At 42.6% G+C, this 13014-nt stretch carries 12 protein-coding genes and 1 pseudogene; 7 read left to right on the top strand and 6 right to left on the bottom strand.

What is annotated here, in order from left to right:
- On the top strand, positions 1 to 600 hold the full coding sequence (locus VTAP4600_RS25985) for a DJ-1/PfpI family protein (RefSeq protein ID WP_172443226.1): 600 nt from the start codon (positions 1 to 3) through the stop codon (positions 598 to 600).
- Positions 601 to 725: 125 nt separating this feature from the next.
- Here VTAP4600_RS25985 and VTAP4600_RS17470 read toward each other — a convergent pair whose 3' ends face one another.
- Both VTAP4600_RS17470 and torT read right to left on the bottom strand, forming a co-directional pair.
- On the bottom strand, positions 726 to 1181 hold the full coding sequence (locus tag VTAP4600_RS17470; protein WP_102524092.1) for a methylglyoxal synthase: 456 nt from the start codon (positions 1179 to 1181) through the stop codon (positions 726 to 728).
- A gap of 186 nt (positions 1182 to 1367) precedes the next feature.
- Positions 1368 to 2384, bottom strand: coding sequence for a TMAO reductase system periplasmic protein TorT (gene torT / locus VTAP4600_RS17465; RefSeq protein ID WP_102525429.1), 1017 nt, complete (start codon positions 2382 to 2384; stop codon positions 1368 to 1370).
- 97 nt (positions 2385 to 2481) lie between these two features.
- Between torT and torS the strand changes: the two genes are divergently transcribed.
- Positions 2482 to 5466 carry a TMAO reductase system sensor histidine kinase/response regulator TorS gene (torS, locus tag VTAP4600_RS17460; protein ID WP_102524091.1) on the top strand — a complete coding sequence of 995 codons (2985 nt, stop codon included), beginning with the start codon at positions 2482 to 2484 and terminating at the stop codon, positions 5464 to 5466.
- Positions 5467 to 5612: 146 nt separating this feature from the next.
- Here the strand turns inward: torS and VTAP4600_RS17455 are convergent, their stop codons facing one another.
- From VTAP4600_RS17455 to VTAP4600_RS17450, 3 genes and pseudogenes are all read right to left on the bottom strand, one after another.
- Positions 5613 to 5795 carry a hypothetical protein gene (locus tag VTAP4600_RS17455; RefSeq protein ID WP_102524090.1) on the bottom strand — a complete coding sequence of 61 codons (183 nt, stop codon included), beginning with the start codon at positions 5793 to 5795 and terminating at the stop codon, positions 5613 to 5615.
- Between the two features lie 45 nt (positions 5796 to 5840).
- Positions 5841 to 6008, bottom strand: a pseudogene (locus VTAP4600_RS26380) (fatty acid cis/trans isomerase); the annotation flags it as partial.
- Positions 6009 to 6160: 152 nt separating this feature from the next.
- A complete protein-coding gene (locus VTAP4600_RS17450) occupies positions 6161 to 7396 on the bottom strand; it encodes an L-lactate MFS transporter (protein WP_102524089.1) in 1236 nt (411 codons plus the stop codon).
- A gap of 610 nt (positions 7397 to 8006) precedes the next feature.
- On the opposite strand from VTAP4600_RS17450, the gene VTAP4600_RS17445 reads away from it, so the two are divergent.
- The 4 genes from VTAP4600_RS17445 to VTAP4600_RS17430 all read left to right on the top strand — a co-directional run bounded on the left by VTAP4600_RS17445 (position 8007) and on the right by VTAP4600_RS17430 (position 10497).
- A complete protein-coding gene (locus VTAP4600_RS17445) occupies positions 8007 to 8369 on the top strand; it encodes an NADH:ubiquinone oxidoreductase (protein ID WP_102524088.1) in 363 nt (120 codons plus the stop codon).
- A 265-nt stretch (positions 8370 to 8634) separates the two neighbouring features.
- Complete coding sequence (locus tag VTAP4600_RS17440) at positions 8635 to 8868, top strand: hypothetical protein (RefSeq protein WP_102524087.1); 234 nt, start codon at positions 8635 to 8637, stop codon at positions 8866 to 8868.
- Positions 8869 to 9049: 181 nt separating this feature from the next.
- The gene (locus VTAP4600_RS17435) at positions 9050 to 10057 is read left to right on the top strand and encodes a response regulator (RefSeq protein ID WP_102524086.1); all 1008 of its coding nucleotides are present in this window, start codon (positions 9050 to 9052) and stop codon (positions 10055 to 10057) included.
- On the top strand, positions 10057 to 10497 hold the full coding sequence (locus VTAP4600_RS17430; RefSeq protein WP_102524085.1) for a PAS domain-containing protein: 441 nt from the start codon (positions 10057 to 10059) through the stop codon (positions 10495 to 10497). Before VTAP4600_RS17435 ends, VTAP4600_RS17430 begins: the two co-directional genes overlap by 1 nt.
- Positions 10498 to 10633: 136 nt before the next feature.
- On the opposite strand, the gene VTAP4600_RS17425 is transcribed toward VTAP4600_RS17430, so the two are convergent.
- Complete coding sequence (locus tag VTAP4600_RS17425) at positions 10634 to 11176, bottom strand: hypothetical protein (RefSeq protein ID WP_102524084.1); 543 nt, start codon at positions 11174 to 11176, stop codon at positions 10634 to 10636.
- A 703-nt stretch (positions 11177 to 11879) separates the two neighbouring features.
- Here VTAP4600_RS17425 and VTAP4600_RS17420 point away from each other — a divergent pair.
- Entirely contained in the window at positions 11880 to 12923 is a 1044-nt protein-coding gene (locus tag VTAP4600_RS17420) for a GMP reductase (RefSeq protein ID WP_102524083.1), read from the top strand.
- The last annotated feature ends 91 nt before the right edge of the window (positions 12924 to 13014 follow it).

The following is a 13014-nucleotide window of genomic DNA, read 5'->3' as shown; positions in this document are numbered from 1 at the left end:
ATGAACATTGGCATCTACATATACGAATATGCAGAACCTATCGATTTTTCGGGGCCATATGAAGTCTTTGCGAGCGCAAATCGCTACGCAAGTGAATATGGCATTCAATTCACTCCTTATCTAATCAGTGAAGGGGGAAGTGCGGTTTCTGCCCGTCACGGTTTCCAAGTGCTCCCACATCGCTCATTTGAAAACCACCCTGAGCTCGACGCGCTAATTGTTGTTGGGGGTGCACATAAGCATGAAATGAATAATAGTGAAGGAATTGAGTGGATTCAGGAACAAGCTAAGCGGGTGAAGTTTATTGCTTCGGTAGGTACGGGCGCATTTCTGCTTGCCAAAGCGAACCTGCTACAGGGAAGAAGAGTCACAACTCATTGGCAGGATATCGAGCAACTATCGCAAGAGTACCCCTCACTTTCTGTGGTTAAGAATGTGCGTTGGGTTGAAGACGGTGAGGTGATGACGTCTAGTGGGATGTCGGCCGGCATTGATATGAGTTTGCAGATTGTTGCTCGGTTATCGAAACAAAGCTTAGCAAAGAAAACTGCGCATCAAATAGGTTTTGATTGGCGAGAAGAGCACGTAGTCGCTTACTGAGGAAGAGCGAGTTAGAATTAACTAACTAGAGAAAATAAGCCGAACATAAAGACATCCAACCAATCGGATCTCTATGCTCGGCTTTCTTATAGACATGGTATTTCTAGTCAGTCTTTAACCTGAACTTAAGTACGATCGGCTAGGTAAGCTTCGTAGTCAGGAATTTCAATATCCACTTCTTCACGCAGTAAAGGTGATTCAAACATAAACTTTGCGCTTGCACGATTCGTCGCCACTGGAATGTTCCAAACGCTCGCGATGCGCAATAGTGCTTTTACATCTGGGTCATGTGGTACCGCATTAAGTGGATCCCAAAAGAACACCATCATGTCAATTTTGCTTTCTGAAATTAAAGCGCCTAACTGCTGGTCGCCTCCCATTGGGCCGCTAATCAAGCTCTTAATTGCTAATCCAGTCTTGCTACTTAGCATATGACCCGTTGTACCTGTTGCGTACAAGAAGTGTCCCTGCAACTTTTCTTTATTTTCAATGACCCAGCGAAGAAGCTCGGGTTTGCAATTATCATGCGCGACAAGAGCAATGTGTTTATGAGCAGGTAATGTTCTGGTTGTGGTTTGCATCAAGTACTCCTTGTTGTGCTACCCAATGGCGTGATGCGAATAGAGCCAAGGTAGAAGATGCACGATCCCTGAATCATACATTCGTTAAGTTGTTCAGCTGGTTATAATGGCAAATGGTTAGCGATAATGCATACTTTTATTGCTGAACAAGGTTCTAATTGTAATAAACGTTAGCTAAATAACATTTTAATCAGAAAGTGTTACGTTATAAATTGGTCTAAATTCTGGTGGAGATAGTGACTCATCAATGACCTTTCTTGGGTAACTGTTTGGCGTAAGCGCTTCAATTGTTGGTTGATAGTCGGATTCAAATTCATTGGAGTCTGCTAAGTAATAGGCGGCTTGCTGTACAGATTTTCTGCCCTGTAACACCATTTTGTCACTTGGGGCAAACAGGACTTTATTTCGTCTGATGCCGCGATAAACACCGTGGCTTAAATAGACAGAAAGCAGTTTTATCTGTTCTTGCTTACCAGAATTACGTAATTCGCTGATCGCAGCTTCAATTGCGACGGCACTGCCCACGATATAATCAATATCTTCGTGTTCCATAACGTTTTGTACCAAGTTACGCTGTAACTCTTTGTCGTTATCTGCCCATAAAGACAAGACGATACTAACGTCGGTATCCTTGATCGCATCTAAAAAACCATTGGCAACCGGTTTCGTTCCACCACGATATCTTGGCCCGGGCAACCAAGCAATTTTTACTTCACCAGAGCCTTTAGGGTGGCGCTTTGCCAAGAATTTCCCCGTTTTATACCCCATCCAATACCAATCGGCGCCAACGTGCCCTTTAATGGAAATGCTGTTTTCTCTGCTTGATTCAAGGTGATTGACGGTCGCAAATATGGGGATATCGCCCACCATTTCTCTTAGATCACCTTGGTAACTATTAGGAGATACCGTCCCAAGAATAATGGCGCTTGCCCCCCAATCTTTACATTCGATTAGCTGCTGCTGTTGTTTCTCAATATTAGGATAACCACCAGATTCAAGTACCTTTAACTCAAGCCCTAGTTTTTTCGCTTCATCGACCATGCCGTAGTTAACAGAAAGCCAATATGAGTCTTTCAAATGAGGGTAAATGGCACACAGTTTCTCGCTTGCATAAGCGGAACTTACCTGCGTCCCTGAAATAATAAGGAAGAAAGTTGTACTAATAAGAGAGTTTAGGCGAGAAAAGCAGTCTTTATTACGCATTTTGATCTTGGGCATTGGCATAGAGGAGGTAATCATAGCAAAATATGGCCATATCACTATTGTTTAAGTGGTATCAATTTTTATAAAGAGGACATGCATGGGCATTTCGCCACGAAGCATTGGAAGCAAGCTACTTTATTCATTTTTAGCTATCACAGTCTTGATGATCACTGCTTCTATCATTGGTATATCAGGTTTTTCCTTTGTTGCTCAAACAGAAAAGCGTGTGGTGAATGACGCAATCCCTTCAATGCTTGAAGCGAGGCAGGTGTCAGAACTAAGCTCGCGTATTATTAACTCTTCTCAACAGCTGACCAACGCTAAAGATGATGCGGAGCGCAAGCAAGCGGGTTCGGTGTTATTTAATCAGTTGAATCGCCTTCTTGATCATATTCGATCACTTGGTTCAAGCTCATTTGGTTCAGGTTCGTTTGACGGCTCTTTGCTACAAAAGTTAGAAATTAACGTTCAAAAAATCATTGATAACTTTGCAGAGTTAGGTTTGTCGGTAGAGAAGCGATTGCTGCTTAATTCAGAGATAGAAGCTGCGGTAATACAAATGCAAGTCCAAGCTAACGAGCTTGAAAGCCTCACGCGTACTCAAGTGCTTAATACCAGTACGGTCGCCGTAGCGAATGTTGCACATATCTATGATTTACTTGACGTCGACAATAAAGATGCCGTTTATCGAGCGCTAGATAGCCTAGTTGAAGTAGACCTCGACCTGTCAGAGAGGCTCCACGAATTGCATTTATTGGCATTTCGATTATTGACTCAAATTGAAGAGGTCAAAACCGTTACTGACTTTGATCGTCTACTGCTATTGAGAGAGCAATATGAAAGTAATCTAACGATCATGTCTCGTCGAGTTAAGTCGGTAGAAGACCCGTCACGGTCGGTTAAAATGGGAACGATTATTTCAGAGCTTCGTAAACATGAAATTGTGTTTGAATGGTTGATGCAACGGCATAAAAATACCCAACTTGCATCTGAACTCAATGTAAAAACACTAGATAACTTTACCGAACTCAATCAGATCGTGAGTCAGCTAATTGATATATCAAATCAAAGTACAGCGCAAGCGATAGAGCAAGTTTCAAAGACACTCAATTACGCACAATGGACACTGATTTTTATTTCGATCGTAGGGTTAGCCGGAGTCGTACTGATTGTTTGGCGGGTCGTATATCAGTCTGTGGTGATTCGATTGAGCGAATACTCATCTGCGTTACGCTCTGTGGCCAAAGGGCAGCTAGATATCGACGTCACCATCAAAGGTAATGACGAAATGGCGGGCATGGGACACGCCATTTTGAATGCGAGAGATACTGCACGGTCATTAAAAGTACTAGCAGAGCGAGAGTCGGCGTCTAAGTTAGAGCTAGAAGAATATAAAGAACATTTGGAAGAAGTGGTCAGTGAGCGAACCGAGCAGCTGCAGGCGAGTAACAATAAGCTAAATAATGAGGTGCTCAATCATGCTAAAGCACGCAGAGATGCAGAACAAGCCAATAGAGCAAAGTCTTCTTTCTTGGCGACGATAAGCCATGAAATACGCACTCCGCTAAATGGTGTTTTAGGCACAGCAACACTACTAAAAGATACGAATTTAAACACGAACCAGTCGCAGTATGTAGATATAATTGACCGCAGCGGAACCAATTTATTGTCGATTATTAATGATGTCTTAGATTATTCCAAGATAGAAGCGGGTCACTTGAAAATAACCAACGCACCGTTTGATCTGCATATGTTGGTTAACGATGTACAACAGTTACTCTTGAGCCGGTCAAATGAAAAACGATTGAGCCTATACACTCACATTGAATCGGATGTAGGGCAATATTGGGTTGGTGATAAGACCCGTCTATGCCAGGTGCTAACGAATTTAGTTGGCAATGCAATCAAATTTACAGAGCAGGGTGACGTTGATGTTTATGTCAGTGTTGCTCCAAATGACAGCAGCACCTTGTGTTTTGATGTGAGCGATACGGGTTTGGGCGTTTCAGAAACCGAACAGCTTCATTTGTTTGATGCATTTACTCAAGCCAGTAGTGGAGAGAAAGTCACGGGTGGCACCGGGTTAGGCTTGGCGATTTGTAAGCGCTTGGTCAGCGCGATGCAGGGGCGGATAGGGGTTGAATCGTTACTTGGAGAAGGCAGTCGATGCTGGTTTACGGTGCCAATGGAAGTGGGCACTGCTGAAGAGTATGAACTTTGCCATTTTGAGTCTTTACATTCATCAGTAAATCGTTGCTTTGACGAAGAGTCTGGTATCAACGTTGCGGCACATGTCTTGTTAGTTGAGGATAACCCCGTGAATTGCGTGGTAGCTGAGGGTTTTTTACAAAGTTTAGGGCATACGGTTACGACGGTAATGACAGGGCAAGCGGCTGAAGCAATGTTCAATGAGCATGATTATGACTTAGCCTTACTCGATATTAATCTACCTGATTGTACTGGCACCGAGTTGGTACAGCGCTTAAAGAGCATAGAAGCGGATGTAAGTGACGAGCCTTCAGCGACAACGCCTATGATTGCGGTTTCTGCTCACGTATTTAATGAAGATATTGCCGAGTACCTTGCCGCCGGTTTTGATGGATTCTTACCAAAACCGATTGTTAAAGACGCCTTAAGGGATCTCATCATTAAAACTCTGTGTAATGGCACTGGCGGCAGGGAACAAGTTAAACTTAATCCGTTATCCGCAACGGCCGAAAGCCCTGCAATGGTGAAAGATCACGAGCTTGTGAATCTGAACGTATTAGAACAAGACTTAGATGTGTTAGGTGAAACTAAGATGAAAAATTTAGTCGAGCTGTTTGTCGAGTCAAGTCATCAAATATGGATAGAGTTAGAGCAAGCCCAGCAATCAAATGAGCATCAATTGATTAAATCACTGGTTCACAAACTGAAAGGTTCTGCAGGGAGCATGGCGTTACAACCGCTTCATGATATGTGCCACGAGGTAGAAAAAGATGCAGACCCACTGTCTAAATTTTCGCAGCTTAGCCCAACCATTAAACGGGTTCTAGAACTGTCTGGTCAAGAGTTACGAAAGTTTGTCACTCGAGATGCTTAATAAACTGAATATCGGTAACTGGGCATCGGATCATCTAGGGGCGGAGAGCCTGATTAGAGTGATTATGGTGGCCAATCGTCTAACGGCCTTGAGTCACAGTCTCGTGAATCAAGGCCGATGTTATTGCGTCTATTATGGTAAAAGGTCTATCGTTCCTTTTGGTGGCGTGAGCCGATAAAGTCCAACTCGTCTTCATCAACATCTAAGTCTGCCCGTGATTTAAGCAGATCGAGCTGGTTTTCCAGCATATCCATTTGGTCGTAGTCTCCTTCTGAACATGCGACATAGATTTGTTGTTCAAGATCTTCAATTTTATCTCGAATAGCCATTGTTAACCCTCCAATTCAGCGATGCTCTCGGAAAATGGACAAACCCTAACGGTTCTCAAATCGATTATAGTCAAGTAAACCGTATTCGATAGGGCGATCTTGATGACACTATCGATGAACCTCATCGCTTAACTTCCAAATTGCTTTGCTGCATCTTCGGATAGCGAATTGATCCAATAACTTAACGTTATTTGGTTCAGAGTTAATATTTTTTGATGGTCGAGAAAATTAATGGAAAGTTCTTTTTATCTTAAACGTGACTGAGCTTGGAGGGAGGAGTATCTAGAGCAAAACATAAAATTAAGGGCAAATAAAAAAGCTCGCTAGATAAGCGAGCTTTTAAACGTAATTTTTACGGAAGAAGATTAAGCAGTCGCTTTAAGTTCTGCTGTTTTTTCTTGAGAGATAGGCTTAGTCACCAGTGCAAGCACAATACACACACCCATCATCACTGCAGAGATGGTGTACGCAAGATTGTAGCCACCACCTTGAGTCATAGAATAGCCAACCACAGCCGCACCGATAGCGCCGCCGATACCCCAAGATGTGTAAAGCACACCATAGTTAGTACCGTAGTTTTTCAGGCCGTAGTATTCTGCCGTGATCGACGGGAATACCGCCAATAGCGTACCGTAACCAAGTGCTGCCATTGCAGTACCGATGATCAGCGTGAACTCTGACGTAAAGGTTGCAAACAGCACCATATTTACGCCTTGTAATACGAACGCTAGAAGCAGAGTGCGAACGCCACCGATCTTGTCCGATAGGATACCTGCAGCAACACGGCCACCTGAATTAAAGATTGCAAGGATTGAAGCAAGGTAAACTGCATTAGGTAGGTTTGCTTGCATACTAGCAATGTTAGTGATGTTACCGATGATCATAAGACCAGCAGAAGCAGCAAACGCGTACATTACCCAAAGAGAGTAGAATTGCGGCGTTTTAAGCATGTTACGCCAAGTGACGTCTGCAGGCTTAACGGTTACTGGTTTAGTTTGACCTTCTTTCACTTTTGGTTCTTCAGGTGTGTAATCTGAAGGTGGGTTATTGATAGTACAAGCTAGTGGTACTGCAATAACAAGAACGCCGATACCTAGCATCATGAAGCTATGGTTAATACCGTAAGTCGCGATCAGTGTCGAAGTTAGTGGCGCTAAGTAAACGGCAGCCAAACCGAAACCTGCCGCGATAAGACCATTTACAAGGCCTTTCTTAGATACGTGGAACCACTTCATTGCTGCTGGAGACAAACAAGCGTAGCCGAAGCCAATACCTGCACCAGTCATTACGCCGAAAGTAAGGTTTAGCATTAATACTGAATCAGCAAAGCTAGAAGCGATCATGCCTAAACCTGTAAGAGACGTACCCAAGATCAAAATTTTGCGAGGACCCATACGGTCTTGAAGAATACCAGCAATAAGAAGACACACTGAGAAGGTGATAGTTGCTACCGCGTATGGCTGAGATGCGTCTGATGCGCTCCAACCTAAGTCACTTACGAGTGCTTTGTTGAATACGCTCCATGCGTACAAAATACCTAAACAAAGGTTGATACAAAATCCTGCAAGCAGAATTCGCATAGCTTTATCAATCTTATTCATTATTGATCTCAGTGTGTTCCCTGACGGGAGTTAAAATTAGGGGTATTCAAATTTATTTGTCTTTCATCAACAAAAACAATAAAAAATGTCGCGCGGATTATATCCAATTGTTATGTGATGGAAATCTCATTTTCAATTATATTTGTAACTAAATGTAACTAATTGGTAAGGGCTGAAAGTAAATATACAACCCAGCGTGTATTGCCGTTGTTACTTTGTAGGTATTACATCTAATCTATTGGGTATCTAATATTATTGTTATTAGCATCAATAACTAATACTGTAACCTTGATTTGCGAAAGAATGGCGAGGTTGATGAGCATGTTGATGCTCATCACATTAGTAAAAATATCTGAAAATAAATTTATTCGTTAATAATATGTTAACTGTCATTATTGCCAAGCCGAACTTGTTGTTATAAAAGGAATATCTAAGCAATGACTGTAAGTGAATGTAATTAACTTGTAAAAACTGTAACTAGTTATAAATAGTAACGTTTTGTGTATAAAATTTGAGCTTGAAAGTGGTCGTAAAATACGCATAATGGCGTGGAATCTGAGTTTTCAAATTTGAAAGGATGCTTTTCTTTGAGTTTTAGTGAGGCGCTACTATGAAATTATTACTGATAATCATTGCTTCAATATCGGCAGGTGTGGCTTCATCTGACCACATTAATTCTTTTTTGTTAGGTCTATCTGTCTCAGCGTTGGCTGTGGGTAGTTGCTATTGGTTTGCGTTTAGAAGCTCACGCTTCCCATTGCTCGCGACATTGTTGTTGCTCTGTGGATTACTTTCAAAATTAGCAATTACAGTCATTGGCGTTATGGTTGGTATTCAAGCCGAGATTATCACGTCACCCCTTGTATTTGCTCTCGCTTACCTGTTTTTCTCATTGGTTATTAGCTACCTGTGGTTTGCTTATCGTGACGCGAAAACAGAGAAACCAAAAAAGCTTGTTGAAGCTAACGTATAAATCCCCATTGATTGAATTTAAAAAAAGCCTTCGAAGTCGAAGGCTTTTTTGTACGTGTCGATAAACTTTTAGTCGTTACTTGGTATCTAGGCAAAAAACGCGCAAGTGTTTCATATGAGTATGCTCCGAGGTTATGTCCCAAATGGCGGACGACTTACTTCAAGTAGATATACAAATCGGTCTGTTTATCTACGACCAAGGTATAACTGAAAAACACCGCCTAACGAAGTAGACTGAACTTACCTCATCAAAGTAAGGAATAGGCATGGAAGTCGCGGTTTTTTGGATAGAAAAGAGCATGCTTTTAACGGGTATTTTGCTTGTTACTATGGGCGTATTTCAATATGGGCGTCGAAGCCAAGATTGGAAGGGGGTTATAACTATGTTTTATAAACGGATCCCTATGTCGATATCAGAGTTCAAGTGGTACCGCCTTGGAATAGCCCTATTGGTTTTTGCGGTGATCATTCGCATCGCAGGATTAATCTTTTGGCCGTAACGGTTTTATTTGTCCTTAAATAGCTCACTAATTAAGCAACTGCTCGATATTGCCATTCCTATGTCGATTTTTCTCCTATATTGTATATTAAGGTATGGTGAACTTAACTTTTCTAATTCTTTTAAATACTTTCATCATCCCATGACGTAATTGTTAACCCCATCTGGTTTATGGTGAATAAATGTCTCTTCCCGTTTTAATATGTGATGACTCCGCTTTGGCTCGAAAGCAAATGGCAAGATCTTTGCCAGCTTCGATCGGCGCAGACATCACCTTTGCTGTCCATGGATTGGATGCGCTCGAGCAACTTGCTCAGCAATCATTTAAACTCATGTTTCTTGACTTAACGATGCCCGAGCTCGATGGTTATGGAACACTAGAGGAAATTAAAAAGCGCGGCATAGATATCAACGTCGTGGTTGTTTCTGGTGATATTCAGCCTAAAGCAAAGCAAAAAGTGATGGAATTGGGTGCCAAGGCATTCATTCAAAAGCCGATCGATAAAGAGATTCTTAAGCAAGTACTGCGAGACCTCATAGAACCGGCAACTCAGCCGACGTTATACACGCCTTCAAGTGTCGAGCTGCCTATATTAAAGCGCAGAGATATCTATATGGAGGTGGCCAATGTCGCTATCGGTCGTGCAGCCGACGCGCTAGCCCGACATTTTGATGTTTTTGTTCACCTTCCGTTACCTAATGTGAATATCTTTGAAGTCAGCGAACTGCACATGGCGTTACGTGACTTAGCAGACAACGACCAGGTATCTGGAGTGTGTCAGGGGTTCAGTGGCGAAGGTATTGCTGGCGAGGCTCTTGTGTTGCTAAGTGATTCGTCGGTAACGGATTTACACAAGTTCATGAAAGTGACAGAAGAAAATGCTCGCCATGAAGAGCTTGAACTTCTTATGGACGTGTCGAATATTTTAGTCGGTTCATTCCTTAATGGGCTAGGGGAACAATGTGAAGTTCGCTTTTTCCAAAGCTCCCCGGTACTTCTCGGTCAGCACATCCCTATTGATTCTGTTATTCAATCGACCTCTGGTTCATTCCAAAAAACGATGACATTTGAGGTGAGTTATCATATTGATGGCACAAGCATTAAGTGTGATCTCTTATTCATGTTTGTTGATGAGTCGCTTCCACTACTGGACAACAAGTTAGCGTACCTTATGGAGGACGAATTCTAATGTTGAATATGCCTGCTGAATTCGAACAATTCCACTGGATGGTGGACATGGTGCAAAACGTAGACTTGGGTTTAGTGGTGTTAGACCGTGATTACAATATCCAAGTTTGGAATGGCTTTATGACCCATCATAGTGGCAAGCAGAGCCATGAAGTGATGGGTAAGTCCTTATTCGAAGTCTTCCCAGAGATCCCTCAAGAATGGTTTATTGTTAAGGCAAAGCCGGTGTATGGCTTAGGGTGCCGTAGCTTTATTACTTGGCGTCAAAGACCGTATTTATTTAAGTGCAGAAACGTTCGTCCTATTACTCAACAAGCAAGTTTTATGTACCAGAATGTCTCTTTAAACCCAATGCTAACGCCAACAGGAGAGATTAAGTCACTGTTCTTGTCTATACAAGATGCAACAGCGGAAGCGGTAATTGCCGGAGAAGCCGAGTAATCATAGGTTTGAACTATGTGATTATTGTCTTGATTCAGTAGCGTAGCCAGGAATACACTTGCTACGCTTTTTTTTGGAGATCGAAAACGCAACAAAAGGAAGGATGACGAAAAGTTTAAGGCGTTCTATCGAAACTCTAGAACAGAAGGCTGGCACCTAAAACATAATTTATGGTGTAATAACCGACCGCTAATTGCTGGTAAATAACGTCTGCTTTCAGTCGCAAATTTTCCTGAACTGGGGAGGGAATATCCGCGCCGATGCTGGCATAAGGTCTAAAGCTCGAATCTGTGTTGGTATCCTGTGAAGATGTCGTAATAGTTGTTTTTTCTAGCTGGCTATAACTCCCTCCTGCTCGCCCATTGACAATGACAAAGCCTCCTAAATCTTGCTCGAGTTTTAGGCCTACATTATAGGTGTTGTACTTAAGTACAGTGCTGCTTCCATCAGCGTTATCAAAGGTGGCGCCGCCAGAGAGGGTTGTTGTGTAGCTTACATCTGCGAAGATGAATGGCGAAACTGGGTGACTATAGCCGAGCGTCGCTGTAGCGGCGGGTTGTTTACTGTCTCCGTCATGAATCTCCGTAAACCCAGCGCTCAAATATGGGCCAGAGTCGGCAAAACAAAGCGGTGACAATAATACGGTTGCTGTTGCGATGAGCGTAAGTTTGGTTTTCATCGGATTCCCTTCCCATTTTTTACCAATAGTACAAACATAGCTAACAAGTTGATTAAATGCAGCTAATGATCTGTTTTTTATTATACATATGCGTGATGGGTGGGCTGGAAATGTACTCACATGAGAATTTCCAATGAACCGCACAAAAAGAAGAACGCTGAACGAATTGGTGGCTCATGCGACATTACTTAATAAAAAAAGCGAAGTAATGAGTAAAACGCGGTGGTTTTTTGCGTGATATTGGTGCTAAAAAAAGTAGCATTAGATCACAAAACCAATCGTTTGCTTATAGATTGACCTGATGGAGTTTAGGCTGTGCTGCCATTGAGCCAATCTAATACGGGCGAGTTGGGTGTTAGACGAACGAACGAAGGGTGATGTTTATACCTGTAATCTATTGTTTTTATGGGGATAGATAACAAATTTTAAGAGTTCGGTGGGGGCTATAATAGGAAGACGGTTATAAGTAACTTTTCGAACTTGTAATCTGTTCAAAGGTATCACAAAAAAATTGCAAATATCAGTCTTGCTTAGAAATTTTTAGTGCCTATAATGCTGAAAACCGGAGCGTCTGCCAACGCTCCGGTTTTTTTGTGTCCGAAAATCGTGATCTTACTTTTGCCAAAGTAAAATTACGCTAGAAGTAGACCTGCCAGTCGCTTTCTAGGGCACGCAATCTAGTGAATAAAGGAAATTGCATACCATGCGTATCGAACAAGAACTCAAGTTAGGTTTTAAAGATGTACTATTTCGCCCGAAACGTTCAACTCTAAAAAGCCGTTCTCAAGTAAATTTAACCCGCGAGTTTACATTCAAGCACAGCGGTCGTCAATGGTCTGGCGTTCCTGTTATCGCAGCGAATATGGATTCAGTGGCAACTTTCGAAATGGCGGCTGCGCTAGCTGATCACGGCGTGATGAGTGCTATCCATAAGCACTATAGTGTAGAGCAATGGGGAGAGTTCGTTAAAAATGCGAAGCAAGAAACCATTCGTAACGTCTTTGTTTCTTCAGGTACCTCAGATGCAGATTTCGAAAAACTGCAAAAAATCATGGCATTTAGTGATGAATTAGCATTTATTTGTATCGATATTGCTAATGGCTATTCAGAACATTTGGTCGAGTACGTTGAAAAAGTACGCGCAGAGTTCCCAACCAAAACCATTTCTGCTGGTAACGTAGTCACTGGTGATATGTGTGAAGAGCTTATCTTAGCTGGTGCCGACATTGTGAAAGTGGGCATTGGGCCAGGCTCGGTGTGTACCACTCGTGTGAAAACGGGTGTTGGTTACCCGCAACTTTCTGCCATCATTGAGTGTGCAGATGCCGCGCACGGTCTTGGTGGTATGATCATTGGTGATAGCGGTTGTTCATGTGCTGGTGATGTATCGAAAGCGTTTGGCGGCGGTGCAGACTTCGTGATGCTGGGCGGTATGTTAGCGGGTCATGAAGAGTCAGGCGGTGAAGTCGTTGTACAAGATGGCAAAAGCTTCATGAAGTTCTACGGCATGTCTTCAGAAAGCGCGATGGCGAAACACTCTGGAGGCGTAGCGAAGTACCGTGCAGCTGAAGGTAAAACAGTGTTACTGCCATTCCGTGGTAGCGTGCACGACACTATTTCAGACATCCTTGGCGGCGTACGTTCAACGTGTACATACGTAGGCGCTGCAAAGCTTAAAGAGCTAACTAAGCGTACGACCTTCATCCGTGTACAAGAGCAAGAGAACAACGTATTCGGTAAAGAATAACGTTTAAAACGATTGTTTAAAATTTTAGGAATTGAGCCACTTTAGAGTGGCTCTTTTTTTACCTGAAATTTGGCAAGTGGCGACAAAGTGG

This window comes from Vibrio tapetis subsp. tapetis (assembly GCF_900233005.1).
GTDB lineage: Bacteria > Pseudomonadota > Gammaproteobacteria > Enterobacterales > Vibrionaceae > Vibrio > Vibrio tapetis.
Note: the sequence above shows the minus strand (reverse complement) of the source record. Positions and strands in the feature narration are given on the sequence as shown.

Coding starts and splice junctions, on each gene's coding strand:
- VTAP4600_RS25985 (WP_172443226.1), top strand. CDS start 1: ATGAACATTGGCATCTACATATACGAATATGCAGAACCTATCGATTTT.
- VTAP4600_RS17470 (WP_102524092.1), bottom strand. CDS start 1,181: ATGCAAACCACAACCAGAACATTACCTGCTCATAAACACATTGCTCTT.
- torT (WP_102525429.1), bottom strand. CDS start 2,384: ATGCGTAATAAAGACTGCTTTTCTCGCCTAAACTCTCTTATTAGTACA.
- torS (WP_102524091.1), top strand. CDS start 2,482: ATGGGCATTTCGCCACGAAGCATTGGAAGCAAGCTACTTTATTCATTT.
- VTAP4600_RS17455 (WP_102524090.1), bottom strand. CDS start 5,795: ATGGCTATTCGAGATAAAATTGAAGATCTTGAACAACAAATCTATGTC.
- VTAP4600_RS17450 (WP_102524089.1), bottom strand. CDS start 7,396: ATGAATAAGATTGATAAAGCTATGCGAATTCTGCTTGCAGGATTTTGT.
- VTAP4600_RS17445 (WP_102524088.1), top strand. CDS start 8,007: ATGAAATTATTACTGATAATCATTGCTTCAATATCGGCAGGTGTGGCT.
- VTAP4600_RS17440 (WP_102524087.1), top strand. CDS start 8,635: ATGGAAGTCGCGGTTTTTTGGATAGAAAAGAGCATGCTTTTAACGGGT.
- VTAP4600_RS17435 (WP_102524086.1), top strand. CDS start 9,050: ATGTCTCTTCCCGTTTTAATATGTGATGACTCCGCTTTGGCTCGAAAG.
- VTAP4600_RS17430 (WP_102524085.1), top strand. CDS start 10,057: ATGTTGAATATGCCTGCTGAATTCGAACAATTCCACTGGATGGTGGAC.
- VTAP4600_RS17425 (WP_102524084.1), bottom strand. CDS start 11,176: ATGAAAACCAAACTTACGCTCATCGCAACAGCAACCGTATTATTGTCA.
- VTAP4600_RS17420 (WP_102524083.1), top strand. CDS start 11,880: ATGCGTATCGAACAAGAACTCAAGTTAGGTTTTAAAGATGTACTATTT.